General features: G+C 72.6%; 22 protein-coding genes and 1 tRNA gene. 8 read left to right on the forward strand and 15 right to left on the reverse strand.

All coding sequences use genetic code 11. The annotated features are described in order from the left end of the window. Positions 1-285: 285 nt before the first annotated feature. Positions 286-963, reverse strand: a complete 678-nt coding sequence (locus ACFVWD_RS20500; protein ID WP_067372796.1) for a uracil-DNA glycosylase — start codon at positions 961-963, stop codon at positions 286-288. 178 nt (positions 964-1,141) lie between these two features. On the opposite strand from ACFVWD_RS20500, the gene ACFVWD_RS20505 reads away from it, so the two are divergent. Together ACFVWD_RS20505 and ACFVWD_RS20510 are read left to right on the forward strand one after the other, a co-directional pair. Continuing rightward, positions 1,142-2,188: an N-acetylglucosamine kinase gene (locus ACFVWD_RS20505; RefSeq protein ID WP_389597816.1), complete on the forward strand. Its 1,047-nt coding sequence runs from the start codon at positions 1,142-1,144 to the stop codon at positions 2,186-2,188. Positions 2,189-2,355: 167 nt separating this feature from the next. Beyond that, positions 2,356-3,279, forward strand: coding sequence for a sirohydrochlorin chelatase (locus ACFVWD_RS20510; protein ID WP_095856132.1), 924 nt, complete (start codon positions 2,356-2,358; stop codon positions 3,277-3,279). A 124-nt stretch (positions 3,280-3,403) separates the two neighbouring features. On the opposite strand, the gene ACFVWD_RS20515 is transcribed toward ACFVWD_RS20510, so the two are convergent. From ACFVWD_RS20515 to ACFVWD_RS20530, 4 genes are all read right to left on the reverse strand, one after another. After that, positions 3,404-4,450, reverse strand: a complete 1,047-nt coding sequence (locus tag ACFVWD_RS20515; protein ID WP_389597817.1) for a lactonase family protein — start codon at positions 4,448-4,450, stop codon at positions 3,404-3,406. A 62-nt stretch (positions 4,451-4,512) separates the two neighbouring features. Continuing rightward, complete coding sequence (locus ACFVWD_RS20520; protein ID WP_389597819.1) at positions 4,513-5,904, reverse strand: nitric oxide synthase oxygenase; 1,392 nt, start codon at positions 5,902-5,904, stop codon at positions 4,513-4,515. Between the two features lie 137 nt (positions 5,905-6,041). Beyond that, positions 6,042-7,538 (reverse strand): FUSC family protein, encoded by a 1,497-nt coding sequence (locus ACFVWD_RS20525; RefSeq protein ID WP_389597821.1) that lies wholly within the window; start codon positions 7,536-7,538, stop codon positions 6,042-6,044. A gap of 185 nt (positions 7,539-7,723) precedes the next feature. Beyond that, a complete protein-coding gene (locus ACFVWD_RS20530) occupies positions 7,724-8,875 on the reverse strand; it encodes a hypothetical protein (protein ID WP_389597822.1) in 1,152 nt (383 codons plus the stop codon). Between the two features lie 190 nt (positions 8,876-9,065). On the opposite strand from ACFVWD_RS20530, the gene ACFVWD_RS20535 reads away from it, so the two are divergent. Together ACFVWD_RS20535 and ACFVWD_RS20540 are read left to right on the forward strand one after the other, a co-directional pair. After that, positions 9,066-9,542, forward strand: coding sequence for an Lrp/AsnC family transcriptional regulator (locus tag ACFVWD_RS20535; protein ID WP_389597824.1), 477 nt, complete (start codon positions 9,066-9,068; stop codon positions 9,540-9,542). Positions 9,543-9,597: 55 nt separating this feature from the next. Continuing rightward, positions 9,598-10,293, forward strand: a complete 696-nt coding sequence (locus ACFVWD_RS20540) for an HAD family hydrolase (protein ID WP_389597826.1) — start codon at positions 9,598-9,600, stop codon at positions 10,291-10,293. A 133-nt stretch (positions 10,294-10,426) separates the two neighbouring features. Here the strand turns inward: ACFVWD_RS20540 and ACFVWD_RS20545 are convergent, their stop codons facing one another. From ACFVWD_RS20545 to ACFVWD_RS20560, 4 genes are read right to left on the reverse strand one after another with little or no spacing between them, the layout of a single operon-like run. Next, positions 10,427-11,635, reverse strand: a complete 1,209-nt coding sequence (locus tag ACFVWD_RS20545; protein ID WP_389597828.1) for an XdhC family protein — start codon at positions 11,633-11,635, stop codon at positions 10,427-10,429. Then, positions 11,628-13,778 (reverse strand): xanthine dehydrogenase family protein molybdopterin-binding subunit, encoded by a 2,151-nt coding sequence (locus ACFVWD_RS20550; protein WP_389597830.1) that lies wholly within the window; start codon positions 13,776-13,778, stop codon positions 11,628-11,630. The genes ACFVWD_RS20545 and ACFVWD_RS20550 overlap by 8 nt, the downstream gene beginning before the upstream one ends. Further along, positions 13,775-14,767, reverse strand: coding sequence for an FAD binding domain-containing protein (locus ACFVWD_RS20555; protein ID WP_389597832.1), 993 nt, complete (start codon positions 14,765-14,767; stop codon positions 13,775-13,777). Before ACFVWD_RS20555 ends, ACFVWD_RS20550 begins: the two co-directional genes overlap by 4 nt. Next, positions 14,764-15,351 carry a (2Fe-2S)-binding protein gene (locus ACFVWD_RS20560; RefSeq protein WP_389597834.1) on the reverse strand — a complete coding sequence of 196 codons (588 nt, stop codon included), beginning with the start codon at positions 15,349-15,351 and terminating at the stop codon, positions 14,764-14,766. The genes ACFVWD_RS20555 and ACFVWD_RS20560 overlap by 4 nt, the downstream gene beginning before the upstream one ends. Before the next feature lie 200 nt (positions 15,352-15,551). On the opposite strand from ACFVWD_RS20560, the gene ACFVWD_RS20565 reads away from it, so the two are divergent. Further along, positions 15,552-16,142 (forward strand): TetR/AcrR family transcriptional regulator, encoded by a 591-nt coding sequence (locus tag ACFVWD_RS20565; protein WP_168506510.1) that lies wholly within the window; start codon positions 15,552-15,554, stop codon positions 16,140-16,142. Positions 16,143-16,316: 174 nt separating this feature from the next. Here the strand turns inward: ACFVWD_RS20565 and ACFVWD_RS20570 are convergent. Further along, positions 16,317-16,379: transfer RNA gene (locus tag ACFVWD_RS20570), tRNA-Ser, on the reverse strand. A gap of 109 nt (positions 16,380-16,488) precedes the next feature. Between ACFVWD_RS20570 and ligA the strand changes: the two genes are divergently transcribed. Continuing rightward, positions 16,489-18,609 carry an NAD-dependent DNA ligase LigA gene (ligA, locus tag ACFVWD_RS20575; RefSeq protein WP_389597836.1) on the forward strand — a complete coding sequence of 707 codons (2,121 nt, stop codon included), beginning with the start codon at positions 16,489-16,491 and terminating at the stop codon, positions 18,607-18,609. 45 nt (positions 18,610-18,654) lie between these two features. Here the strand turns inward: ligA and ACFVWD_RS20580 are convergent, their stop codons facing one another. Beyond that, entirely contained in the window at positions 18,655-20,019 is a 1,365-nt protein-coding gene (locus tag ACFVWD_RS20580; protein ID WP_389597838.1) for an FAD-dependent oxidoreductase, read from the reverse strand. 151 nt (positions 20,020-20,170) lie between these two features. On the opposite strand from ACFVWD_RS20580, the gene ACFVWD_RS20585 reads away from it, so the two are divergent. Beyond that, positions 20,171-21,382, forward strand: coding sequence for a PP2C family protein-serine/threonine phosphatase (locus ACFVWD_RS20585; protein ID WP_389597839.1), 1,212 nt, complete (start codon positions 20,171-20,173; stop codon positions 21,380-21,382). Positions 21,383-21,384: 2 nt separating this feature from the next. On the opposite strand, the gene ACFVWD_RS20590 is transcribed toward ACFVWD_RS20585, so the two are convergent. The 4 genes from ACFVWD_RS20590 to ACFVWD_RS20605 are packed head-to-tail and all read right to left on the reverse strand — an operon-like array spanning position 21,385 to position 24,270. Continuing rightward, on the reverse strand, positions 21,385-21,630 hold the full coding sequence (locus tag ACFVWD_RS20590; RefSeq protein ID WP_389597840.1) for a hypothetical protein: 246 nt from the start codon (positions 21,628-21,630) through the stop codon (positions 21,385-21,387). Further along, complete coding sequence (locus ACFVWD_RS20595) at positions 21,630-22,037, reverse strand: hypothetical protein (protein ID WP_389597842.1); 408 nt, start codon at positions 22,035-22,037, stop codon at positions 21,630-21,632. Before ACFVWD_RS20595 ends, ACFVWD_RS20590 begins: the two co-directional genes overlap by 1 nt. Before the next feature lie 47 nt (positions 22,038-22,084). Beyond that, a complete protein-coding gene (locus tag ACFVWD_RS20600) occupies positions 22,085-23,569 on the reverse strand; it encodes a sensor histidine kinase (protein WP_389597843.1) in 1,485 nt (494 codons plus the stop codon). Next, a complete protein-coding gene (locus ACFVWD_RS20605) occupies positions 23,566-24,270 on the reverse strand; it encodes a response regulator transcription factor (RefSeq protein WP_389597845.1) in 705 nt (234 codons plus the stop codon). Before ACFVWD_RS20605 ends, ACFVWD_RS20600 begins: the two co-directional genes overlap by 4 nt. Positions 24,271-24,462: 192 nt before the next feature. On the opposite strand from ACFVWD_RS20605, the gene ACFVWD_RS20610 reads away from it, so the two are divergent. Further along, complete coding sequence (locus tag ACFVWD_RS20610; protein ID WP_389597846.1) at positions 24,463-25,824, forward strand: diacylglycerol/lipid kinase family protein; 1,362 nt, start codon at positions 24,463-24,465, stop codon at positions 25,822-25,824. Positions 25,825-25,832: the final 8 nt, after the last annotated feature.

Here is a 25,832-nt window from a genome sequence, read left to right on the forward strand (position 1 = left end):
GACGCGCTCGGCGATGGCGGGGTTGCACCATGCCGCCCGAAAATCCGACGGGAGCTCGGGCGGCCGCCGGCCCCGGGGCGGGGTCGCGGTGACGGCGAGCGGGGCGGCTGACGCTCCGTCACGGACTCGCCGGCGACGGCCGGATCGGGTTCGCCGTCCACGACGGTGGCGAGTCCCGCGCCTTCCGGCGGGCACCGCCGCGCACCGATGCCCGCCCCGCCCCTGCCCACAGAACCCGTACGCGCCCCGGAACCCGCGAGGGCGGCACGAGATCCGGTGACCGCTCTACGGCAGGCGCCAGTCCACCGGTTGGACGCCCTGCCTCTCCAACAGCTCGTTGGCCCGGCTGAACGGACGCGAGCCGAAGAAGCCGCGATCGGCCGACATCGGTGAGGGGTGCGCGGACTCGATCGCCGGCAGATCCCCGAGCAGCGGCCGCAGATTGCGGGCGTCACGCCCCCACAGGATCGACACCAGCGGCTTCTCCCGCGCGACCAGCGCCCGGATCGCCTGCTCCGTGACCTCTTCCCAGCCCTTGCCCCGGTGCGCCGCGGGCTGGCGGGGCGCCGTCGTCAGCGCCCTGTTGAGCAGCAGCACCCCCTGCTCGGTCCAGGGCGTCAGATCGCCGTTGGACGGCCTGGGCAGCCCCAGGTCGGTGTGCAGTTCCCGGAAGATGTTCTCCAGACTGCCCGGCAGTGAACGCACCTCGGGCGACACGGCGAAACTCAGCCCGATGGCCATCCCCGGCGTGGGGTAGGGATCCTGGCCGACGATCAACACGCGGACGTCGTCGAAAGGCTGCTGGAAGGCCCGTAGGACATTCGCCCCGGCCGGTAGATAGGTCCGGCCTGCCGCTATCTCGGCCCGGAGGAAGTCCCCCATGGCGGCGATACGTTCGGCCGCAGGTTCCAGAGCCTTCGCCCAGCCTGCTTCGATGAGTTCATGCAAGGGTCGTGGTGCCACGACGTGCCACTCTACTGGCACACGCCGTGACGCATTCCTACGGATTCATACGGACGAGCGCCGCGCGCGGACCCGCCTCCCGGCGCTAGTCTTCCTCCTCGCCGAGATCATCGAGCCGGTCCGGCCGATCGCCCTGAGATCGCCCGTCCGGCCGGTCAGCAGAGAGGAGGGGAGCCTGTTGCGTCCCTCCCAGGCGTCGGCCGGTGTGCTGGCGGTGGACTCGGGCGGCTCGGGGCTGCGGGCGGCGCTGGCCGTGCACGGGCATGTCGTCGGCGTTCCACTGACCTCCAAGGAGCCGGTCCGAACGGGCCCGCGCGGCATCGACGCCGGACATCTGCTGGAGCAACTGCTTCCGATGGCCCGACAGTTGATGGCCGCCACCGGGACGGAGGAACTCGGGGCCGTCGCCGTCGGAGCGGCGGGGCTCGCCACCCTCGGCGACGCACTGCGTGCCGAGCTGCCCCGCGCGCTGGAGCGCGAACTCGACGTGCGGCGCCTCGCGTTGGCCGCCGACGCGGTGACCGCGTACGTGGGCGCGCTCGGCCCCCGGCCGGGCGCGGTGATCGCCGCGGGCACCGGCATGATCGCGGTCGGCACCGATCTGGGGAGCTGGCGCAGGGCGGACGGCTGGGGCCACCTGCTCGGTGACTGCGGCGGTGGGGCGTGGATCGGCCGCGCCGGGCTCGAGGCGGCCCTGCGGGCCTTCGACGGGCGCCCCGGCGGGTCGGCGGAGCTGCTGGCGCGGGCCGAGGAGATGTTCGGGCCGGTGGCCGGGTTGCCCGGCAAGCTGTATCCGCGCACCGACCGGCCCGCCGTACTCGCCTCCTTCGCGCCCGAAGTGGCCGCGTGCGCCGCCTCCGCCATCGGCGACCCCGTCGCGCGCGACGTGCTGCGCGCCGCAGCCCGGCACCTGGCCGACTCCGCGGCCGCCGTCTGCCCGGACACCGGCGAGGACCGAGTCGCCCTCACCGGGGGCCTGTTCAAGATGGGCGACCCGCTCCTCGTACCGCTGCGCGCGGAGCTGACGGAGCGGTTGCCGCACGCCCGGCAGGTAGCGGCCGCGGGCACCCCGCTGGACGGCGCCGTACGTATCGCCGTCGACCTGGCGAGCGACCGGCTCACGCTCCCCCGCGACGAACACATGCTGTACGTGAGGGCAGAAAAGGGCACAACCTCGCCATCCATGCCCAGAAAGGGGGATTCATCCGCCCTGTCGGACAAGTGAAGTTGACTCCCGCACCGGTCGGCACAGGAGCACCTCAGCACCGGCGAGTCCAGTCACGCCGATCATTTCTGATCCACGCGTAACTCATCAGACAAAAGCGGACGGATACCGCTCACCTGCACCCTCCCCGAACAGGGGAGCCCAAGAAGCCAGTAACATGCGTCGCCATGAGCTCCCCCACTGGACCCGCGTCCGGCCTGCCAGTACGAATGCCGCGACCTCGCCAGCCCGGGCGGCACCGCCGACCCGAGCCGCTGGCGGCTCCCGAGGGCGCGCCTGCGCTCGTCCTCGCGGTGCCGGGCACCTCCAGCGCGGCCACGCGCAGCCTCGCCGAGGAGGTCGTGAGCATCGCGCGCTCCGAGCTGCCCGGCCTCGACGCCCGGATCGGGTACCTCGACGGGGACGACGCCGAGTTCCCCACGCTGCAGTCCGTGCTCACGCGTGCCGCCGAGGAGCGCACCGCCCGCTATGAGCAGGCCCGTGCCGCCGGTGCGGACGTGACCGAGCCCGACGGCCCCGTCGCCGTCGTGGTGCCCCTGCTCGCCGGCCCCGACAACGCGCTGCTGCGCCGAGTCCGCCAGGCCGTCATGGAGAGCCGGATCGCGGCCGACCTGACCGACGTTCTCGGCCCCCACCCGCTGCTCGCGGAGGCGCTGCACGTGCGTCTGTCCGAGGCGGGTCTGGCGCGCGCCGACCGTGCCCGGCTGTTCACCGTGGCGACGGCCGCCGACGGCATCATCCTCGCCTCCGTGGGCGGCGAGGAGGCCGTACAGGCGGCCGGGATCACCGGCATGCTGCTCGCCGCGCGGCTCGCCGTGCCGGTGATGGCGGCGGCGCTGGACGAGGAGGGCGCGATCGCGGCCACCGCCGAGCAGCTGCGCGGCTCGGGTTCCCAGCAGCTCGCCCTGGCTCCGTACCTGATCGGCCCGGAGATCGACGCCGGTCTGCTGGACGCGGCCGCCAAGGAGGCGGGCTGCTCCGCCGCCGAGGCGCTCGGCCCGTACCCGGCGATCGGCAAGCTCGCGCTGGCCAAGTACACTACGGCGCTGGGCATCGCCCCGCAGCAGCCGCAGGGCGCGCCGGTCCGCTGACCGCCCAGGCACCACCCGTCGCACGCCGAAGGGCCCGCTCCTGTCACAGGAGCGGGCCCTTCTCTCGTCGGCTCTCTCGTACGTCGGCGGCTCGCGGGGCGGCGGCGAGCCACCGCCGGGCGGGTCAGCCGAGGACCACGCAGGAGGCCGCCGGGACCTCCACCGAACCGCCCCGTCGCGGCACCCCCGTGTCCGGGTCGACCGCGAACCACGTCACGTCCCCCGAGCGCTCGTTGGCGGCGTACAGGAAGCGCCCCGAGGGGTCGAGGGCCAGCGCGCGCGGCCAGGTGCCGCCGCAGGGCACCGTGGCGACCAGCCGCAGCCCTTCGCCCACCGCGTCGGGCGTGAGCACGGAGACGACGTCCTGGCCGCGGGTGGCGGTCCACACGAAGCGTCCGTCGGGCGACACCACGATGCCCGAGGGGTACGCGTCACCGTCCGGGACTCCCGAGAGCACCGGCGTCTCCCCGACGGGCCGCAGAGAGCCTTCCAGGGCGCTCCAGCGGCAGACGGTGACCGTGGGCGCGAGTTCGTTGAGCACGTACGCGTGTTCGCCGCGCGGGTGGAACGCCAGGTGGCGGGGCCCGGAGCCGGGGCGCAGCGCGATCTCGCGGTGCAGCGTGAGCCGGCCGCCGTCCAGCGCGCACACCCGCACGGAGTCCGTGCCCAGGTCGACGCTGACGGCCCAGCGCCCGCTCGGGTCGGGCTGTACCTGGTGGGCGTGCGGGCTCTGCTGGCGCCGGGTGTGCGGGCCGCGGCCCTGGTGCTGGAGCACGCTGGAGGCGGCGCCTACGAGCGTGCCGTCGTCGCGCACGGGCAGGGCGGTGACGCTGCCGGAGCCGTAGTTGGCGGTCAGGACGTGTCCCGCGAACACGCTGAGGTGAGTGGGGCCGCTGCCTCCGACGGAGACCAACGGCCCGGCGGGCTTCGGCTCGTCGCCGTCCACGCGGTACGCGGCCACCGCGCCGTCGGCCGTCTCGCTGACCGCGTAGAGCATGTCGTGGGCGGGCGACAGGGCGAGGTAGGAGGGATCGGGTACGCCGTCCGCCGCGCTCAGGAGGGTCAGCGCGCCGCTGCCGCGGTCCACGGCCGCGGTGAGGACGCCGGGGCCTCCCGCCGCCGTGAACGAGCCGATGAACGCCCGGTGTTCCCGTGTGCCGCCGTCTGTCACTGCCGTTCCCCTCTCGGTCCCGCGCTGTCCGGGGCCGACGGTAGCAGTCGACGACCAGCGGTCTAGACCAAGGTCCCGCCCGTCTCCCCGAGCGCCCGTGCGCGCGCCTCCGGGTGGTGGACGTACGCGGGATGCCGTTCCACGGTCTCGTAGGTGCGGTGGAAGACAGGTGTGGCGCTGCCGGAGATGGGCGGCACGATCCACGACCAGTCCGCGCCGACCCGGCGGCCCTTGCGCTCCTCGCGGCCGAGGTGGGTCAGGAAGCGCCTGGACTCGGTGTGGTGGTCGGCGACGGTGACGCCCGCGTGGTCGAAGGAGTGCAGGACGGAGCGGTTGAGTTCGACGAGCGCGCGGTCCTTCCACAGCGAGCGGTCGGTGCGGGTGTCGAGGCCCAGGCGGTCCGCGAGGTACGGCAGGAGGTTGTAGCGGTCGGTGTCGGCGAGGTTGCGGGCGCCTATCTCGGTGCCCATGTACCAGCCGTTGAACGGGGCCGCCGGGTAGCAGACGCCGCCGATCTCCAGGCACATGTTGGCGAGCGCGGGCACGGCGTGCCAGCGCAGTCCGAGCGAGCGCCACCAGATGTACTCGGGGTGGGCGAGCTCCACTTCGAGCACCGCGTCCTGCGGCAGCGTGAACCACCGGGGTTCGTCGTCGGGCTTGCCGTCGGCGCCCTGGATCACCAGCGGCAGGACGTCGAACGGGGTTCCTGGGCCGCCGGGCCAGCCGAGTCGCCGGGCCAGCGCGGTGAGGCCCGCGTTGCGCGGGTCGCCGGTCACGCCGCCGTCCGGGCGGGCGTAGCCGGCGTACCGGATGAGCTGTTCGTTCCAGATCCGTGGCCCGGGGCGGCCCGGCCGGTCTGGCGCGAAGACGGTGATGAGCGCCCTGATCCGGCCCTCGCCCGCGGCCTCCCGCAGATGGTCCGCCGACGCCTCGGCGACATCCTCAGGCGTCCGCACGTCCCGGCGGTCGCGTACGCACAGGGAGCGCCAGTACAGGCGCCCGATGCAGCGGTTGGCGTTGCGCCAGGCCACGCGGGCGCCGAAGGCGAGTTCCTCGGTGGTGTGGCGGTACGTGCCGGTCTCCGCGATCTCGGCCCGCGCGGCGGCGATGCGCCGGGCCGGGTCGCCGAGGCGCTCCTCGGTGTGGCGGAGGGTGAGGAACTCGGCGGCGGCGCGCAGGAGTGCGTACGGCGGGGAGTCGTCGTGCGACGTCGGAGCGGCGGGACGGCCCGGCACGGGTATCAGGCGTCCTGCGAGACCCGGGACGGACAGCTCCGCCCGCCGGGGACCGATCGCGTACGGCAGTGCGGTCGGGGTCGCGCCGTGCGCCCTGCGACCTGCCGGAACACGGTCCAGCCAGCCGCCCGGCCCCTCGGCCCACGGCGTCGGGTACCGCGCGCTCCCGTCGTCGCCGAAGCGCTCTGACTGTCCGGTTCCTCGCGGGAAATCCCGCATGGTGCCACCCCCAAGCGGTTTCGCCCGCGGGCCGCTCCCGCACGGTCCGCGGGTTCCGTGCGTCTGATAGCCGCGGGGTTACCCCGCCCGGGCGGTGATCCACCCTCTACGTGGTCCGTACATCTGCCTCGCGTGTGTCAGACGCGAACGGTGCTCGAAGCACGGGGGTGCAGGAGGGGCGCGGCGAGTTCGGCGAGCGCCCGCTCGAGCCCGTGCAGGTGTGCGAGTACCGGCTCTTCCAGGGAAGGTGCGTCGGCCTGGACCGAGATCCGCCGCGGTCCGGGTGAGGTGAGTGCCTCGACGGCTCTCTCGACGCGCTCGCACGCGACGGTGAGACGGTCGTCGCAGGAGGCCACGGGGTCCGACGCGATGGCGGCAAGGCCCCGTACCTCCCGCGCGCAGGTGTTCAGCGCCGCGAGTACCTGGCGCGCCCTCCGGCCACGGGCGCGCAGGGGATTGAGCGGGTGCAGAAGGGGCGTGAGCGAGAGCCGCACCTTGTTCAGCACCGTCTCCAGCTCCGCGACGCGTGCCGCGGGGTCGGCGGTGGCGGAGCCGTTCAGCCGGGCCGCGGCCTCGGTCGTGCAGGCGTGGACGCACTGGATCGCCCGCACGATCCAGGCGTCCGTCGTGGCGTGCGTGGTGATCGGCAGCACGAGCAGCACCGCCAGCGCGGCGCCGATCGCCCCGATGCCGGTCTCCGCCAGACGCAGGACGACCAGATGCTGGTCCAGCACGCCGAACATCCCGTAGAGCAGCTCGGCCATCACCGTCACCGCGAGCATCATCCAGGTGTACGAGACCGCGGCGCTGTAGAAGATGACGAACACACACACGGCGAGCAGGGCCACGGTCGGTACGGGCGCACCGTGCAGTGGGACGACGGCCGAGGCCCCGAGGGCGATGCCGATCACCGTTCCGAGGACCCGGCGGTAGCCGCGGATCAGGGTCTCGCCGCGCGAGGTGGTGTTGACGAAGATCCACCAGGCGGCGCCGACGGCCCAGTACCAGCGCTCCTGGGACAGCAGGCTTCCCACGCCCAGGGCGAAGGCGGCGGCCACGACGGCCTGGACCGCCTGGCGGGTGGTGGGACGGGCGAGGCCCCGGCCGGCCGAAGGGGCGAGCGCCCCGGCGGGCGGCATCCGGCGCTCATAGCACCACAGTCCGAATCGGACCGCCGAGGACGCGAGGAGGGCGAGCAGTACGGCGACGTACAGCTCGGGCAGTCGCGCCGGCACGGTGTGCAGAAACTGCGCCATGAAGAAGGCCATGAACCCGAAGACGCCGAGGGCATGGCCGCGCGCGCCCCAGCGCCGGGCGTACACACCGGCGCCGACGACGGCGAGGAAGGCCGCGCCCCGCGCCGTCGGGTGGTCGTGCAGGATGGCCGCGAGAGCCAGGACCGGAAGGCCCACCACGGGCAGCAGCGCCGTCGTCGCCAGCTGTCCGCGCACCGTCGCGTCGGTGACCGTGAAGAGGGCGAGCAGCGCCGCGAGTCCTCCCGCGACCGCGCCCGCGAGGGAGGCACCGGTGACGCCGCACAGGGCCACCGCCAGGCCGATGCCGAGGACGGCCCGGACGGCGCCGCGCAGCCGCAGCCGGCCCGGGTCCGGTGCCACGAACACCCTCTTCAGCACTGTTTCCCCGCCCCTTGAGCTCAGCCTGTACGTCAGGCATGCAAAAGGCGCCGCGGGGGTCCCGCAGCGCCATCGACCTGCCCATCACAGCATCATCGGAGCTGTTGGCTCAAGTGGACTCCGGAGCACTGAGCCATTGGCACAGTCAGCGAGCGGAGAGGGGAGCCATGTGGATGCCATTGGCATCACTCCGTGTCGATCGGGTGCGGGGGCAGTTCGAAGCGCAGCAGGGCCCCGGTCAGGTGTGTGCGCAGGTCCGTCTCCATCTCGATGTGGCGGACCTCGCCGCTGTCCTCGATGACGGTCTTCACCAGTTCCCCGATGACGTCGGGGACCTCGCGCAGGGCGTCTCCGCAGAGCAGGCACTGCTCCCCCGTGCGGGCGAGCAGCCCGTCGCGGTCGCAGACGACTCCCGGGGCCACGGCCTCCGTGTCCACGGCCAGCGTCCGGATCGCGGCCAGCGACGCCGCCCACAGGGTGTCGTCGAGCCCGACCGTCGCGTGATGCTTGGTCGCGACGGCCTCGAGGATCTCGCCGACCAGCCGCTCCTGCTCCTGGTACGCGCGGTCGGTGACAAGAACCCGTACCTTGTCCCGGATGCCGGCGGCGGTCGCGGTGTCGCGGTCGACGGTGAAGCGACCGACGAGCCGGTCGTGCAGGTCACGGGGGAGGAACTCGATGAAGGCCGGTACCTGATAGGGGTGCCCGCCGACGGCCAGCAGATCGAAGCCCCCCTCCTTGAACAGGCGCTTGAGCTCGCCGATGAGCCGCCGGTAGTGCCTTTTGCTCAGCTCGTCGGCCATGTCGCGGACCCGTACCTCGTCGAGCCCCGCGGCGTGCTCGGGCCCCCGCAGCATACGGTCGCGGATCGCCTCCAGCTCCCGTACCTCGTCGAGGTGGTACTCCCAGATCTGCGCGGTGGCCTCGTCCACGACGACCGCGCAGATGCGGTGGTACTCGTCGAGCACCGCCAGCATCGGACGGACGAAGGGGGCCGCGTCCACCACGACGCGTTCGTGGGTGGCGCGCGGCAGCCACACCTCCTCGTAGACGCCGTTGCCGCTGCAGGAGAAGACGACGACGGTCCCGGGCCGCTGGGGTTCCTCGCCGAGCCTCTGCTCGATCTTCGCGATGTCGTCGCGCAGCGAGAGCCGTGCGGCGTGGTCCAGCGAGTGGTCGTCCGCGAGCGGCCTGATGCGGTCCAGCAGGCCGGCCGGCCGGGTCCGGTACGCGCCAGGGCCGGGCTGGTCCGGTTCCACCGGAAGGTAGAGGGAGACCAACGGGAGCCCGTTCCCGTCGAGCCGGAGAATTCGGTCGACCTGCTCCTGCGTGATCATCGTCGCTCCTCGCCGCTCCTCGCGCCTTGCGCCACCCCTCCAGGTAACGCGGTGGGCGCCGCACCGGCAAACGCGGCGCGGCGGACGACGGTGAGCACGAGGGGCGAACCTTCCCACCGGACTCGCGGCGGGCTGAGCCATTGGTACGGTCGACGAAGATCACCCCAGGCGGCAGGGAGGCCGGTGGATCATGGCCGTGGACGGACTCGACACCCGCATCCTGCGGCTGCTGCTGGAGCAGCCGCGTACCAGCGTGCGCGAGTACGCCCGCATGCTCGGTGTCGCCCGCGGCACACTCCAGGCCCGCCTCGACCGGCTGGAACGGGAGGGGGTGATCACCGGCACGGGCCCATCGCTGTCACCCGCGGCGCTCGGCCACCCCGTCCTCGCCTTCGTGCACATCGAGGTCACGCAGGGGCACCTCGACGAGGTCGGCGACGCGCTGGCCGCCGTACCGGAGATCATCGAGGCGTTCTCGATCACGGGCGGCGGCGATCTGCTCACCCGGGTCGTGGCGCGCGACAACGCCCACCTGGAGGACGTGATCCAAGCGCTCATCAGCATGCCCGGCGTCGTCCGCACCCGCACCGAGGTGGCACTGCGCGAACGCGTTCCGCACCGGGTGCTGCCCCTGGTGGAGTCGATCGGGCGAGCAACCAGAAGCTGACCGGTGACACAGGGGTGATCGACCGCGCTCGGCCCCGCTTGGCATCCTGGACCCCATGAGCACTCTCGGCCGCACTTCGGTCATTTTCGATCTCGACGGCACACTCGTGGACAGCGAGCCGAACTATTTCGAAGCCAGCCGCCAGACGCTCGCCGAGCAGGGCATCGCCGACTTCACCTGGGCCGAGCACGAGCGGTACGTCGGCATCAGCACCCGGGATACGGTGGCGCTCTGGAAGGAACGCTTCGACTTGCGGCCCCCGCTCGACGCCCTGCTCACCGACATGAACCGCCGCTATCTGGAGCTGGCCCGCTCCGCCACTCACGTGTACCCGCAGATGCGGAAGTTCGTGGAACTGCTGGCCGCCGAGGGCGCCTCGATGGCCGTGGCCTCGGGTTCCTCACCCGCCGCCATCGAGGCGATCCTGACGGGCACCGGCCTGGCCGCCCACCTGACGACCGTCGTCTCGGCCGACGAGGTCGCACACGGCAAGCCCGCCCCGGACGTCTTCCTCGAAGCGGCGCGCCGCCTGGGGGCCGACCCGGCGGACTGCGTGGTCCTGGAGGACGCCGCTCCGGGCGCCGCCGCCGCGCACGCGGCCGGGATGCGCTGCATCGCCGTCCCGTACGTCGCCGCGCAGGCCGACGACCCGGCGTTCGCCACGGCGGGGCTGCTGCTGCGCGGCGGTCAGGGCGAGTTCACCGCGCAGGCCGCGTACGACTGGCTCGCGCGCTCCGCCTCGGCTCCCTGAGCCGCGGGCCGCCTCCCCTTGTCTTCCTGAACCGCGGCCACGCCTCGACAACTTGCCGTGTCCGGCGTCGGCTCAGGAGACGGGCGGCGCGATCTTGCCCCGGCGGTGGCCGCGCATCGCGTGCGCGCCTCCCTCAGGCGGCCTCCCTCGCCCCCGCCGCACCGGTCCCCCGCCCGCCCTCGTCACGGTGGATCGGTGTACCGGAGCCGGTGAGAGGAGCACCTGTCCCGCCCTCCCGCGCCGCGACGATCTCCGCCGCGATGGACAGCGCGGTCTCCTCGGGCGTACGGGCCCCGAGGTCGAGCCCGATCGGGGATCTCAGACGGGCCAACTCCCGCTCGCCCAGGCCGACTTCACGCAGCCGACGCGTACGGTCCTCGTGGGTGCGGCGCGACCCCATGGCGCCGACGAACGCCACCGGCATCCGCAGGGCCGCCTCCAGCAGCGGTACATCGAACTTGGCGTCGTGGGTGAGCACACACAGGACCGTGCGGTCGTCGGTCACGGTGCGCCGGAGGTATCGGTGCGGCCAGTCGACCACGATGTCGTCCGCGTCGGGGAAGCGGACCCGGGTGGCGAAGACCGGGCGGGCGTCGCACACGGTCACGTGATAGCCGAGGAACTTGCCCACCCGTACCAGCGCCGTCGCGAAGTCCACGGCGCCGAAGACGATCATTCGGGGCGGCGGCACGCTCGACTCGACGAGCAGGGTCACGCCGCCCGGGCAGCGCGCGCCGTCCTCCGACAGTTCGAGGGTGCCGGTGCGGCCCACCGCCAGCAGGGCACGTGCCTCGGCCACCGCCGTACGGTCCAGCTCCGGACGACCGCCGAGGCTCCCCTCGTGGGAGACGCCCGGGCCTCCCGCGTACGGCGTGGACGGCCCGCAGGAGCCGGACGAGCCGTCGGGGCGGACGAGCAGCACCCTCCCCAGCAGCTCCACCGGCCCCCTGGCCACCCGGGCGACGGCCGCCGCCTCACCCCGGGACGCGGCCACCAGCGCCGCCGCGTACACCGGCCGCTCAGGCGCGTCCGCGCGCACCGGGGTGACCAGGACCTCGATGACCCCGCCGCAGGTCAGCCCGACCGCGAAGGCGTCCTCGTCGCTGTAGCCGAACCGTTCCAGCACCGTCCGGCCGTCCTGGAGCGCCTGGACGCACAGGTCGTACACGGCGCCTTCCACACAGCCGCCGGAGACCGAGCCGACGGCCGTGCCGCCGCTGTCGACCGCGAGGGCGGCGCCGGGGCCTCGCGGGGCGCTGCCACCGACGCTCACGACGGTGGCGACGGCGAAGTCCCGGCCCTCCTCGGCCCACCGGTTCAGCTCGTCGGCGATGTCAAGCATCCCGGTCCCCTCCCGCGCCGGCCAGCAGCACCCGGTCCGGGCGGATCGGCAGATTCCGGTGGCGAACACCGGTCGCGTGCCAGACCGCGTTGGCGATCGCCGCCGCCGCTCCGACGACCCCGATCTCGCCGATGCCCTTGATGCCGACCGGGTCCCCGGGGTCGGGGTCGTCCACCCAGTCCGCCTCGATGTCGGGTACGTCGGCGTGCGCGGAGAAGTGGTATCCGGCGAGGTCGGCGCCGACATGGCCGCCGCCGGCCCGGTCCCGGTGAGCCTCCTCGTGCAGGGCCATGGACAGGCCCCAGATCATGCCTCCGACGAACTGCCCGCGCGCGGTCAGCGGGTTGACGATCCGGCCGGCGGCGAAGATGCCGAGCATCCGCCGCACCCGCACCTCCCCACTGGTGACATCGACGGCGACCTCGGCGAACTGCGCCCCGAAGGAGTGCCGTTCCTTCTGCTCCAGCGCGCCGACCGCCTGCGAGGTGTCCGAGCGCGCCGTGATCCCCTCCGGCGGAATGCCGCCGCCCAGGGCCAGCCGCTCGCGCAACTCGTCCGCCGCGACCCTGATCGCCCAGGCCCAGGAGCGGGTGCCCATCGAGCCGCCGGCGATCATCGCGAAGCCGAAGTCGCTGTCCGCGATCCGCATCCGGATGCGCTCCGGCGCCACCTCCAGCGCGTCCGCGGCGATCAGGGTGAGCGCGGTCCTGGCCCCGGTCCCGATGTCGGACGCGGTGATGCGTACGGTGAAGGTGCCGTCCGGCTCGGCCGTCACGGCCGCCGTGGACGGGGCGGACAGCACGGGGAACGTGGACGCGGCCGTGCCGGTCCCGAGCAGCCAGCGGCCCTCGCGGCGGACGCCGGGACGCGGGTCACGGTCCGCCCAGCCGAACCGACGGGCCCCCTCCTCGAAGCACGCGAGCAGGTTGCGGCCGCTGAACGGCAGCCCGGAGACGGGGCCGACGGCCGGTTCGTTGCGGGCGCGCAGCGCGATCGGGTCGAGTCCGCACTTCTCGGCGAGTTCGTCGAGCGCGGACTCCAGCGCGAACGAGCCCGGCGCCTCGCCCGGCGCCCGCATCCAGCTCGGGGTCGGCACGTCGAGCCGTACGACACGGCTCTGCGAGTAGTGCGCGTCGGAGTCGTACATCGCACGTCCGAACTCGGAGCACCGCTCGACGAACTCGTGGACGGTCGAGGTGAGGCTCTCGGCCCGGTGGTCGAACGCGCGCAGCCGGCCGTCCTCGTCGGCGCCGAGCCTGACCCGCTGGGCCGTGGGGCTGCGGTAGCCGACCAGCGAGAACATCTGACGGCGGGTCAGTACGACGCGGACGGGACGCTGCAGGACGGTCGCGGCCATCGCGGCGGCGACCGAGTGCGGGCGGGTGCCCTTGGAACCGAAGCCGCCGCCGACGTGTTCCGAACGCACCCGCACCGACTGGGGGTCGAGCGAGAACAGCTTCGCGAGTTCGTCCGCCACGAACCTGCTGCCCTGGTTGGAGTCGACGACCTCGAGCCGGCCGCCGTCCCAGCGCGCGATCGCCGCGTGCGGCTCCATGGGACTGTGGTGCTCCTCCGGAGTGCTGTACTCGGCGTCCACGACGACGGCGGACGCGGCGAGTTCGGCCTCCAGGTCACCCTTCTGCGCGGCGGGGGCGCTCTCCGGCGCGTACACCCCGGGCAGCCCGGCGGTGAACACGACGTCGTGCGGCTCCTTGTCGTACACGACGACAAGGGACTCGGCGGCCTCCCTGGCCTGTTCGGGCGTCTCGGCGACGACCAGAGCAACCGGCCAGCCCACGAACGGGACCCGGTCGTGCTGGAAGATCTGGGCGATCGGGTCGGGCACCCCGAAGGCGTTCGTGTAGTCGCCGTTGAGACGCGGTGCGTTCTCGTGGTGCAGGACGGCGACGACGCCCGGCATCGCGAGGACGGGCGCGGACTCCACCGCGCGGATCCGGCCACGGGCAATGGTGGACAACACCAGCCAGCCGTGGGCGAGTTCGGGATACGGGACCTCGCCCGCGTAGCGCGCCGCCCCGGTGACCTTGGCCACGCCCTCGACGCGGGTGTGCGCGGCGCCGACGGCCCCGAACGTCGCGGTCGCCGCCGTCGTCGCGGTCGTGGTCGCGGTCGTACCGGTCATCGGGCCGCCTCCTCGGTGAGTTCGGTCAGCATCGCCACGACGAGATTGCGCATCAGAGGCACCTTGTATCCGTTGTGGGGCAGCGTCCGGGCGGCCGCGAGCTCGGCGTCCGCGGCGGCGGCGAAGGCCTCGGCGCTCGCCGGTCCGCCGGTCAGCGCCCGCTCGGCCGCCCGGGCCCGCCACGGCCGGGAGGCCACCGCCCCGAAGGCGAGGCGCACTTCGCGTACGACACCGTCATGGACGTCGAGGGCGGCGGCGATCGAGCCGATCGCGAACGCGTACGAGGCGCGCTCGCGCACCTTGCGGTAGCGGGATCGGGCGGCGACCTGGGCGGCCGGCAGGGTGACGCCGGTGATCAGCGCGCCGGGCGGCAGGGCGGTCTCCAGGTGCGGGGTGTCACCCACCGGCAGATAGAACTCCGCGAGCGGCAACTCCCCCGGCCCGTCCGCCGTTTCGTACGAGACGACGGCGTCGAAGGCGGTGAGGGCCACGGCCATGTCCGAGGGGTGCGTGGCCACGCAGTGCGTGGAGGCGCCGAGGATGGCGTGGTTGTGGTGCTCGCCCTCGACGGCCGGGCAACCGCTGCCGGGGACCCGCTTGTTGCAGGGCTTCGCCAGGTCGGTGAAGTAGCCGCAGCGGGTGCGCTGGAGCAGGTTTCCGCCGACCGTGGCCATGTTGCGCAGCTGACCGGAGGCCCCGGCCAGCACGGCCTGGGTCAACGCCGGGTAGTGGCGCCGCACGTCGGGATGGGCGGCGAGGTCGCTGTTGGTCACGGTCGCGCCGATCCGTAGCCCGCCGCTCTTTGTGAACTGGATCCGGTCGAGGGGGAGTTCACGCACGTCGACGAGCCGGGCGGGCCGCTCCACCCCGCTCTTCATCAGGTCGACGAGATTGGTACCACCGCCGAGATAGCGTGCGTCGGGGTCGGCGCCCAGCAGAGCGACCGCGCCGGTGACGTCGAAGGCGCGCTCGTAGTCGAACTCCCTCATGCCGCCGTCTCCTTGGTCTCGGACGACCGCGTATCGGACGACTGAGCCGCCCGCGCGACGGCCTGGACGATCGACACATACGCGCCGCACCGGCACAGGTTGCCGCTCATCCGCTCACGGATCTCCTCGGGCGTGAGCTGCACAACCCCCGCTTCGGGCCGCACGTCGGCGGTCACGGCGCTCGGCCAGCCCGCCGCGTGCTCCTCGATCACCGCGAGGGCCGAACAGATCTGGCCGGGCGTGCAGTAGCCGCACTGGTAGCCGTCGAGGTCGAGGAAGGCCTGTTGCACGGGATGCAGCCGCTCACCGTCCGCCACCCCTTCGATGGTGGTGATCTCGCGTCCCTCGGCGGCGACGGCGAGTTGCAGACAGGAGACGGCCCGGCGTCCGTCGAGCAGCACCGTGCAGGCGCCGCACTGGCCCTGATCACAGCCTTTCTTGGTACCGGTGAGATCGAGACGCTCACGCAGCGCGTCGAGCAGGGTGGTGCGATGGTCGACGGGCAGCGTGTACTTCTCGCCGTTGACGTGCAGAGTGATGGCGCTGGACGTCGAGGTCGTACCGCCGGACGTCGTGGGGGCCATGATCAGCCTTCTTTCGCCTGTCTGAGGAGGAAAGGAAGTCGCGAGAGGGCCGGGAAAAGGGAACACCGATGGTCCACACTGGCCGGATCCGGCGGTATGGTGAACCTAAGCGGACAACTGTCCGTTAATTCTGAACCTATCGGACAGCTGTCCGGTTAGCAAGGCGCCGCCGGGCAGGGCGGAGGACGAAGGAGGCCCGAGTGCAGCAGAAGAAGGCCACCCCGCTGCGCTCGGACGCGCAACGCAATCGCGAGCGCATCCTCGATGTGGCCCTCGCCGAGCTGACACGGTCGGCGGACACCCCGCTCAGCGCGATCGCCAAGAAGGCGGGGGTCGGGCAAGGGACGTTCTATCGCAACTTCCCCAATCGCGAGGCACTCCTCCTGGAGATCTACCGCCACGAGGTGCAGCAGGTCGCCGACGCCGCGGCCCAGCTGCTCGAAACGCGTGCGCCGGACCGGGCCCTGCGGGAGTGGATGGACCGCCTGGCCCAGTTCGCCATGACCAAGGTCGGCCTGGCCGAGGCCCTGCGCGCCACCACCCTCGCGCACGGCACCCTGACCCGGCTGGGACACGGCGCGATGTCCTCGGCCACCGCGCTGCTCCTGGCGGCGAACGACAAGGCGGGCACCATCCGCCCCGGAGTGACGCCCGAGGACTTCTTCCTCTTCATCGCCGGTCTCTGGCAGATCGACGCGGACGGCGACTGGCAGCCGCGCGCCACCCGCCTTCTGGACCTCGTGATGGACGGTCTACGGGTGGGCGCGCCGGGTTCCGCGCCGCCGGAGTGAACCGGTCCGCGGCCGGCGGGCAGCCGCTCGTCCCTGCCCAGCAGCTTCCCTGCGCGCACGACGAAGCCGTCCGCCTGTTCTCCCCCGTGGCGGACGGCTCGTGTCGCGGTGTTCAGAGATCGGGTTCGGTGTCGGCGACGTAAGTGTCCTGGGCCGCTGGACGACACCCGCCGGGGCGGGCGACGGGATTCGAACCCGCGTCTCTCTCTTGACAGGAGAAGTAGCCGAAACCTTCGCACCTGAACGAGTTCACCGTAGTGGTGGACGCCGTCGCGGTCACCTGGTTTCCGGCGCGCGGCAGACGCGTACCGGGGCGTTGTCAGTGGTGGCGTGCAGGATGGCGGGTATGACAACACCAGCCGCAGTGATCGTGGATGCCGCCGCCTACGCGCAGGCGGTCGAGGACGCCGTGAAGGCCTCGGCCGCCTACTACGCGGGCGGCACGTCAGTACTGGACGACGACACCTACGACCGGCTCGTGCGGGGCATCGCGGCGTGGGAGTCCGCTCATCCCGACGAGGTGCTGCCCGACTCACCGACCGGGAAGGTCGCCGGTGGCGCCGCGGAGGGCGATGTCCCGCACACGGTACCCATGCTGAGCCTGGACAACGTGTTCTCGCCGGAGGAGTTCACCGCCTGGACCGCGTCGCTGGCCCGGCGGATCGGCCATGACGTCACACGGTTCGGTGTCGAGCCGAAGCTCGACGGGCTCGCGATCGCCGCCCGGTACACCCATGGTCGCCTCACCCGGCTGATCACCCGTGGCGACGGGACGGCCGGGGAGGACGTCTCGCACGCCATCGGCACCGTCGAAGGCCTCCCGGCCGAACTCGCCGAGCCGGTCACGGTGGAGGTGCGGGGCGAAGTCCTGATGACCACCGCCCAGTTCGAGCACGCCAACGAGGTGCGCACCGCGCACGGCGGGCAGCCGTTCGCGAACCCGCGCAACGCCGCGGCGGGCACCCTGCGCGCCAAGGACCGCGCCTACACCGTGCCGATGACCTTCTTCGGCTACGCCCTGCTGCCGCTGCCCGGCACCGAGGAGACCCTCGCGGCGCGGCTGGGTGAGGGCGCGCACAGCGAGCTGATGGCACGGTGCGGCGAGCTCGGCGTGAACACCACCGCCGCCACCGCCGTGCCCGGGACCACGGCGGAGACCGCGGAGCAGGTCCTGGCCCGGGTGAAGGAGATCGCCGCGCTGCGGGCGGAGTTGCCGTTCGGGATCGACGGGATCGTCATCAAGGCCGACCTCGCCGCCGATCAGGAGGCCGCCGGATCCGGTTCGCGCGCACCGCGCTGGGCGATCGCCTACAAGCTGCCGGCCGTGGAGAAGATCACCCGGCTGCTGGAGGTGGAGTGGAACGTGGGCCGCACCGGCATCATCGCTCCGCGCGCGGTCCTCGAACCGGTCGAGATCGACGGCTCCACCATCACCTACGCCACCCTCCACAACCCTGCCGACATCACCCGCCGCGACCTGCGTCTGGGCGACCATGTGATGGTCCACCGCGCCGGGGACGTGATTCCCCGCGTCGAGGCCCCGGTCGCCCATCTGCGCACCGGCGAGGAGCGGCCGATCGTCTTCCCCGAGGTGTGCCCGCGGTGCGGCTCCGCCATCGACACCAGCGAGCAGCGCTGGCGCTGCGAGAACGGCCGCAACTGCCACCTGGTCGCCGCCCTCTCGTACGCCGCCGGCCGCGACCAGCTCGACATCGAGGGCCTGGGCCACACCCGTGTCGTCCAGCTCGTCGAGGCCGGCCTGGTCGCCGATCTCGCCGACGTGTTCGCCCTCACCCGCGACGAGCTCCTCGGCCTCGAACGAATGGGTGGGACCAGCACCGACAATCTCCTCGCGGCGATCGGCGCGGCCAAGGGGCAGCCGTTGTCGCGGGTGCTGTGCGCGCTCGGCGTCCGCGGTACGGGCCGCTCCATGTCCCGTCGTATCGCGCGGTACTTCGCCACCATGGACCACATACGTGCCGCCGACGCCGAAGCGATGCAGCGGGTCGAGGGCATCGGCACGGAGAAGGCTCCGTCCATCGTGGCCGAACTCGCCGAACTCGCCCCGCTCATCGACAAGCTCGCCGCGGCAGGGGTCAACATGACCGAGCCCGGCGCCACTGCGCCCGTCATCACCGACGACACCGACACCGACGCCGGCATCGAGGGCGCGGAGCGAGCGGGCGGGCCGCTGACCGGGATGGCGGTCGTCGTCACCGGGGCCATGACCGGCCCGCTGGAGAAGCTCAGCCGCAACGAGATGAACGAACTCATCGAGCGCGCCGGCGGCCGCTCCTCCTCCAGCGTCTCCAAGAAGACCACGCTGGTCGTCGCCGGCGAAGGCGCCGGATCCAAGCGCGCCAAGGCCGAGGACCTCGGCATCCGGCTGGTCACCCCCGACGAGTTCGCGACGCTGGTCGCCGACTACGTCGACCGGCCCTTGACGGTCGACGCCGACGTGACGTGACGCGGCAGCGTGCGGCCGCCGTCGAGGGCGACCGCACGCCGGGTCCTATGCGCCGCTCGCGTCGAGCATGTCCTCGCGCTCGACGATCTTCACGCGTTCCCGGCCCTGCGGTTCGCCCAGCGCCTTCTCCGCGGCGTCCAGGCGGTACCAGCCCTCCCAGGTGGTGAAGCGGACGTCCCGCTCACCGAGGAACGCGTCCACGGCCTCCGGGTCGGGCGAGCCGGGCGTGTGCAGACGTCCGTTCGCGTGGTCGTCGAGCAGGCCGGCGACGGTCTCGTTGGCGTCGCCCTTGGTGTGGCCGATCAGACCCACGGGGCCGCGTCGGATCCAGCCGGTGACGTACGTCGACTGCAGGTGCTCGCCGGTCTCCTCGATCACGCGGCCGCCCTGGTCCGGGACCGTGCCGGAATCGGCGTCCCAGGGGAGCTTGGGCAGTTCGTCGGACAGGTAGCCCACGGCGCGGTAGACCGCACCGAGGTCCCAGTCCTTGAACTCGCCGGTTCCCTTGACGTTGCCGGTGCCGTCGAGGGCGGTGCGCTCGGTGCGCAGGCCGACGACCTGGCCGTTCTCGCCGAGGATCTCGGTCGGGGACTCGAAGAAGTGCAGGAACAGCTTGTGCGGGCGCTCACCGATGTCGCGGATGGCCCAGTTCTCCAGGGTCTTGGCGACCATGTCGGCCTGCTTGTTGCCGCGCCGGGTCGCGATCGAGCCCTCGTCGTAGTCGATGTCCTCGGGGTCGACGATGACCTCGATGTTCGGGGAGTGGTCCAGCTCCCGCAGCTCCATCGGGCTGAACTTCGCCTGCGCCGGACCGCGGCGGCCGAAGACGTGGACCTCCAGGGCCTTGTTGGCCTTGAGGCCGTCGTAGACGTTCTGCGGGATCTCGGTCGGCAGCAGTTCGTCGGCGGTCTTGGCGAGGATGCGGGCGACGTCGAGCGCGACGTTGCCGACGCCGAGGACGGCGACCTTTTCCGCTTCGAGCGGCCAGGTCCGCGCCACGTCCGGGTGGCCGTCGTACCAGGAGACGAAGTCCGCGGCGCCGTACGAGCCGTCGAGGCCGATGCCGGGTATGTCGAGGGCCCGGTCGGCCGTCGCCCCCGTGGAGAAGATCACGGCGTCGTAGAAGGTGCGCAGGTCGTCGAGGTTGATGTCCCCCGGGTAGTCGACATTGCCGAAGAGACGTATCTGAGGCTTGTCGAGCACCTGGTGCAGGGCCGTGATGATGCCCTTGATCCGCGGGTGGTCGGGGGCCACGCCGTAGCGGATCAGACCGAAGGGGGCCGGCATCCGTTCGAAGAGGTCGATGGACACACCGGGCTCGACCGCAACTGCGGACTTCAGCAGCGCGTCGGCAGCGTAGATCCCGGCGGGGCCGGCTCCGACAATGGCTACCCGCAGAGGGCGAGGCATGATCAGGTTCCCTTCGAACGGTGGCAGGGTGGTTCGTCGGGAAGCCTAAACTAAGGCAAACCTTAGTCAGTAGTCGGGCTGGATCTATGACCCCATAAACCGATCTTATGACTTGCCACCGGGGAGCACAGGCCTCGGAATCGGGGGCAAAATGGGATATGTGGGTGTCCGGCGTGTGTCAGTGGACCGCCTCGTGGAGCAGCCGTCGGGCCGCGGACTGGTGGCAATCCCACTCGCGCTGATCGTAGTGATCACTGTGGTGGACCTCCACTCCCCGACCGATGTCCACCTGGGTCCGTTGCTGGTCATCGCCCCGGCCCTCACCGCCTCCCTGGCCGGGCCACGGCTGACCGCGGCGGTCGGGGTGCTGGCCGTGGCCGCCCAGGTCTTCATCGCGGTGTTCCACGGCGGGCTGACCACCGCCAACCACGTCGCGCAGATCATCGCCCTGACCGTGCTCTCGGCGCTGGTGGTCTTCGTCTGCCATGTACGCGAGCGGCGTGCCCGAGAACTGAGCCGGGCGCGGTCGGTGGCCGAGACGGCGCAGCGGGTCCTGCTTCGACCGCCGCCCCGCCGGATCGGGCCCCTGCGCGTGGCCTGGCTGTATCTGGCCGCCGAGGACGAGACGCAGATCGGCGGCGACCTGTTCGCGGTCGCCCGCGCCGCCCAGTCCTCCACGCGGGTGATCATCGGGGACGTACGCGGCAAGGGTCTGGCCTCCATCGGCGAGGCCTCGGTGGTGCTGGGATCGTTCCGTGAGGGCGCTCCCCGGTACGCCACCCTGCCCGAGCTCACGGCGGCACTGGAGGTCAGCGTGTGCCGCGACCTGGAGGACGTGGCCGACACCGAGCAGGACCCGGGGGAGCACTTCACCACCGCGCTCGTGCTCGACATCCCCGACGAGGGGCCGGAGGCCTGGATGATCAACTGCGGTCATCCACCGCCTCTCCTGCTGCGCGACCGCGAGGTCACGGTCCTGTACGCGCGCCACCCCGTCCCCCCGCTGGGCATGTGCGAGCTGCCCGCCGCGAGCCACCGTCCCGACCCGTTCACCTTCGAAACCGGCGACATCCTCCTGCTCTACACCGACGGCGTCATCGAAGCCCGCTCACCGTCTGGCGCCTTCTACCCGCTCGCCGAGAGGGTTGCCTCCTTTCCCGCCGCCAGCCCCGACGCCCTGCTGCGGCACATCCACGACGACCTCCTCGCGCACGTCGGCGACCACCCCGGCGACGACGCCGCCCTCCTGATCATCGAACGCACCGCCTCCCATCACCCGCATCGACCGCACTTCACCACCCGCCCCGTCGACGGCCACCACCGGCTCCACGCCGGCGGATCGCCCCCGTCGACGGAACGCTGACCTCACTCCCGGGCCATGTCCGACTCCGCCGCGCTCGCCGCGGAATCGGCGTCGTCGACGAGCTTCCGCAGGTGACCGAGGTCCGCGGAGGATGTGGGCGCGGGCTGCCGAGTGGTCTTGCCCTGCGCGGTCCCCGTGCTGTGCGTGCCCTGCGTGCTCTGCGCACTCTGCGCGTTCCCGCCGTGGCCACATCCGGCCAGGAACAGCAGGGCGGCCAGTACCGCCGGTACGGTGTGGCGCGCGCGCATCAGTTCGTACGACCGTTGTCGTGGGCGCCGCACCACTTCTCGACGTCGGCCAGGTCCTTCTGGCGGGTCTCCAGGGTGGGGACCAGGGAACGCCGGAAGGTGAGCCGGTCGTTCAGGTAGGTCTCGATCTGGGTGTGGCCCGCGGACTTGGCGTTCGCCACCCGCTGCTCGAGGCGGGCGATGGAACCACGCCGGGAAGCGTCCGCGCGCAGCCGGGTGAGGATCCGGTCGATCCGCCGGTCGATCTTCGGCGCGCGCTTGCAGAGCGCCGCCGCGCCGTCGCCCGTCGGGGTGGCGGACGGCGCGGGAGTCGCGGCGTCGGCCGTGGCCGCGCCGGCGGCGCCGAACAGCGACCCGGCGGCGACCAACGAGACGACCGAGATCACGGTCTTCCTGGTGCTTGGCATGACGAACTCCTCCGCGTTCACGGGCGACTGCCCTCTCGCCGGGAAAGCTAGGAGCCGTCTTTGTGGAATTCTTGTGGCCGGTCGGCGGTCGTGATCATCCAGTTGCGCGGGAGCGGAAGCGTGGCCCCCGCGTCCGCGACGCCTGCGCTCAGCGGCAGGGTGACCTCGACGCGGGTGCCCGGACCCGTGGGCCGGTCCAGTACCCGGATCCCGCCCCGGTGCAGGGCGATCTGCTGGGCGACCAGGGTCAGTCCGAGGCCGGAGCCGGGGCTGTCCGGTCGGCGGCGGAAGCGTTCGAAGACCTCGGTGCGCAGCGCGGGCGGGATGCCCGGGCCCCGGTCGTCGACGACGAGGAGCGCGTCGGCGCCGCTCGCGCGCAAGGTCACCTCGACCTGCGGGGGCTGCCCGTCCGTGTGTCCGTGGACCAGGGCGTTGACGAGCAGGTTGTCCACCAGGCTCCGCAGTCCCGCCTCCCAGCCGTGCACACGCAGCCCCGGTGCGCAGTGGCCGGCCACCCGTGCGTGCGGATGGCGTCGCCGCTGTTCCTCCGTGCTCGCTTCGACGAGGTCGGCGAGGTCGACCGGGCCGAAGGCGTCCGCCTCGACGAGGTCTGCGCGGCCGAGGTCGCGCAGCATGACGAGGACCCCGAGGAGGCGTGCGTGTTCGCGGCTCAGGTCGTGCAGCACTTCGTCGCGGTCGGGTCCGGCGAGTTGCGGATGCTCGGTGAGGATCTCCAGGTTGGTCTGCATGCTCATCAGCGGGGTGCGCAGTTCGTGCGAGGCCGCCGAGGCGAAGGAGCGGGCGGTGGCCAGTGCCTCGGCGGTCCTGGCCGCCTGCTCGTCGTAGCGGGCCAGGACGGTCTGCAGGGTGTGTGCGAGGTCGTCGACCTCGGCGATCCGTGTCGGGGTGTGGTCCAGGCGGGTGGAACTGGAACGGGGGTCGAGGCCGCTCGCCCGGCGTTGCAGACGGCGCAGCGGTGTGCTCGCCCGGGTGGCGACGGCCCAGGCGAGCAGCCCGGACAGCGGTGCGGCGAGCAGGGCGACGGTCACCGCGCGCCGTCGGACCAGGCGCACCTGGGTGTCGGCGGCGGTGTCGGACGCGAACAGCCACAGGGTGCCGCGCACACCCGGGTGCGACCCGGTCACCCGGGTCGACAGGATCCGCCAGCTCCTGCCGTCGGCACGGAGGGTGACCGGGACGGGAGCCCTGGCGGGCAGCGCCACGTCGGCCGACGGTTGCGGGCCGCCCGTGAAGGACCCCTCGGGGCCGATCAGCCGTACGCCCACGTCCAGGGCCGAGGTGAAAAGCCGACGTTCGCGGGCCTGCTCCACCGCCGCCGACCGGTCGGCGGCGCTCGCGCGCAGCAGCCCCCGGGCGTCCTTGGCGACGGCCACCGCGCGCTCACGCAGATGCGTGTCCTGCTGGTCGTGCAGATCCGCGGCGACCAGCCGCAGCAGCAGCCAGCCGGTGGCCAGAACCAGTACGGGCACGGTGGCGCCGACGGCCAGGGCGATCCGCGTGGACAGTCTCACGGCCGCTCCCCCGGGTCGTCGTCGCGCAGGACGAAGCCCACGCCTCGTACGGTGTGGATGATCCGGGAGCGCCCCGACGTCTCCAGTTTGCGGCGCAGATAGCTGACGAAGGTGTCCACCGCGTCGGTGCGCACCTCGAAGTCGTAGCCCCATACGCGATCGAGGAGCTGGTCCCGGCTGAGCACGATGCCTGCGTTGCGGGCGAGGAAGTGGAGCAGCTCGAACTCGCGTCGGGTCAGTTCCACCGGCCGCCCGTCGAGGCTCACCCCCCGGGCGGCGGGATCCAGGAGCAGCCCGCCGACCCGTACGGTGCCGCTGTCCCGTGGCGGCCTGCGCCGCAGCAGTGCCTCCAGGCGCAGGACCAGTTCCTGCAGGGCGAAGGGCTTGACGAGGTAGTCGTCCCCGCCCGCCTGCAGGCCCGCGATCCGGTCGGCGGTCTCGTCGAGTGCGGAGAGCATCAGCACGGGTACGTCGTTGTCCTCGTCCCGCAGTGTCCTGCACACCTCGATGCCGCTGAGGTCGGGCATCGAGATGTCCAGCACGATCACGTCCGGCGGTGTCCGCCGGGCCACCGCCAGGGCCGGCCGGCCCCCGTCGGCCAGGTCCACGGCGAATCCGCCGAGCCTCAGTCCGCGCTCCAGCGAGCGGCGGATCGCCGCGTCGTCGTCCACGACCAGGACACGGCCGCGCTGCCCACTCATCACCACTGCCCCTCCCCGGCGCACCGCCGGGGCTCGCCGCCGCCCATGGTGCATCAGCCGCGACGGTCCCGGCCCCGAGGGGTGGGCCCAGGGTTCGGTGAATCGCCCGGGCCGGGACCGATCGGCGCCTGCCCTCGCGGAGCGTGGCGGTTGCGCGGGGCCTGACCCGGCGGTTGCATACAACGTGTGTCGATGGGTGTGGACGCGAGCGGGCAGGTCGGCCACGGGAAACGGTGGGCGGCCAGGGCCGCGCTGGTCGCGGCCGCGCTGGCGGTCCTGCTGCCACTCGGTTACGGAGGCGTGGACGGCATACTGCTGCTCCTGGCCGCGCTCCTCGGCGTGGCTGTCACGGCGGCGGCGCTGTGGTGGGCGCTGACCCGGCGCGGCCCGCTCCGCTGGGTGGCGGCCGTGCTGGCGGCCCTCGCGCCCGGCGCGGTGCTCACCCTGTTCGGCGTGGCAGGCTTGCTCTGGGCCATCCCCGTGTCCCTGGCGCTGTGGACCGTGGCCGTCTGGAGCGGCCGGTACGCCCTTCGGAGCGACCGGACACGCCCCCCGCGCCCGAAGGAACGCAGGGCATCACCGCCGCGGCGCCCCTTCCTCCTCATGAACCCGCACTCCGGCGGCGGCAAGGTGGCGAAGTTCGGGCTGCGGGAGAAGGCGGAGCGGCTCGGCGCGCAGGTCGTGCTCCTCGACCCGGATAAGCATCAGGACGTCACCGCGCTGGCCCGGGCCGCCGTCGCGGACGGCGCGGATCTGCTCGGCGTCGCCGGAGGTGACGGCACCCAGGCGCTGGTCGCGGCCGTCGCCGCCGAACACGGTCTGCCGTTCCTGGTGGTCTGCGCCGGCACCCGCAATCACTTCGCCATGGACCTCGGCCTCGACCGCGACGACCCGGCGACCTGCCTGGACGCCCTGACCGACGGCGTCGAACTCCGCGTGGACCTCGGCTTCGCCGGCGGTCACCCGTTCGTCAACAACGCCTCCTTCGGCGCGTACGCGGCGGTCGTGCAGAGCCCCGCGTACCGTGACGACAAGATCGGCACCATCCTGGACCTCCTGCCCGACCTGCTCACCCGCCAGCGCGGGCCGCGACTGACCGCCCGCGCCGCGGACACCACGCTCGACGCCCCGCAGGCCGTGCTGGTGAGCAACAACCCCTACCGCACCAACGATCCGGCCGGTCTCGGCCGCCGCGAACGCCTCGACTCCGGGCTGCTCGGCGTCCTCGGCATCACGGTGGACAGCGCGGCCGAGGCCGCCGCGCTCGTACTGGACCCCGCGCCGAACGGACTCGCGGTCCTGACCACCCGCGAGGTGGTCATCGACGCCGACCGCGCGGAGATCGAGGCCGGCATCGACGGCGAGGCCCTGGTCCTGCCCGCCCCGGTCCACTGCCGCGTCGAACCCGGCGCTCTGCGCGTCCGCGTCCCCAAGGAACGGCCCGGTGTACCCGAGGCCCAACCCCCCTTGGACTGGCGCCGGTTGCGGACGCTCGCGGCGACCATGGGGCGCACGGCGGTCGTACGACATCCTGGTCGCAGCCGGGACACGTAGACGAAGGT

It is taken from the genome of Streptomyces sp. NPDC058086, from assembly GCF_042885015.1.
In the GTDB taxonomy this organism is placed as follows: domain Bacteria; phylum Actinomycetota; class Actinomycetes; order Streptomycetales; family Streptomycetaceae; genus Streptomyces.

Excerpts from the sequence above, each read along its gene's own strand:
- ACFVWD_RS20590 (WP_389597840.1), bottom strand. The coding sequence starts at position 21,630 with ATGCGCGCGCGCCACACCGTACCGGCGGTACTGGCCGCCCTGCTGTTC.
- ACFVWD_RS20550 (WP_389597830.1), bottom strand. The coding sequence starts at position 13,778 with ATGACCGGTACGACCGCGACCACGACCGCGACGACGGCGGCGACCGCG.
- ACFVWD_RS20595 (WP_389597842.1), bottom strand. The coding sequence starts at position 22,037 with ATGCCAAGCACCAGGAAGACCGTGATCTCGGTCGTCTCGTTGGTCGCC.
- ligA (WP_389597836.1), top strand. The coding sequence starts at position 16,489 with ATGACAACACCAGCCGCAGTGATCGTGGATGCCGCCGCCTACGCGCAG.
- ACFVWD_RS20535 (WP_389597824.1), top strand. The coding sequence starts at position 9,066 with ATGGCCGTGGACGGACTCGACACCCGCATCCTGCGGCTGCTGCTGGAG.
- ACFVWD_RS20510 (WP_095856132.1), top strand. The coding sequence starts at position 2,356 with ATGAGCTCCCCCACTGGACCCGCGTCCGGCCTGCCAGTACGAATGCCG.
- ACFVWD_RS20540 (WP_389597826.1), top strand. The coding sequence starts at position 9,598 with ATGAGCACTCTCGGCCGCACTTCGGTCATTTTCGATCTCGACGGCACA.
- ACFVWD_RS20580 (WP_389597838.1), bottom strand. The coding sequence starts at position 20,019 with ATGCCTCGCCCTCTGCGGGTAGCCATTGTCGGAGCCGGCCCCGCCGGG.
- ACFVWD_RS20555 (WP_389597832.1), bottom strand. The coding sequence starts at position 14,767 with ATGAGGGAGTTCGACTACGAGCGCGCCTTCGACGTCACCGGCGCGGTC.
- ACFVWD_RS20545 (WP_389597828.1), bottom strand. The coding sequence starts at position 11,635 with ATGCTTGACATCGCCGACGAGCTGAACCGGTGGGCCGAGGAGGGCCGG.
- ACFVWD_RS20605 (WP_389597845.1), bottom strand. The coding sequence starts at position 24,270 with ATGAGTGGGCAGCGCGGCCGTGTCCTGGTCGTGGACGACGACGCGGCG.
- ACFVWD_RS20560 (WP_389597834.1), bottom strand. The coding sequence starts at position 15,351 with ATGGCCCCCACGACGTCCGGCGGTACGACCTCGACGTCCAGCGCCATC.
- ACFVWD_RS20530 (WP_389597822.1), bottom strand. The coding sequence starts at position 8,875 with ATGATCACGCAGGAGCAGGTCGACCGAATTCTCCGGCTCGACGGGAAC.
- ACFVWD_RS20610 (WP_389597846.1), top strand. The coding sequence starts at position 24,463 with ATGGGTGTGGACGCGAGCGGGCAGGTCGGCCACGGGAAACGGTGGGCG.
- ACFVWD_RS20585 (WP_389597839.1), top strand. The coding sequence starts at position 20,171 with ATGGGATATGTGGGTGTCCGGCGTGTGTCAGTGGACCGCCTCGTGGAG.
- ACFVWD_RS20520 (WP_389597819.1), bottom strand. The coding sequence starts at position 5,904 with ATGCGGGATTTCCCGCGAGGAACCGGACAGTCAGAGCGCTTCGGCGAC.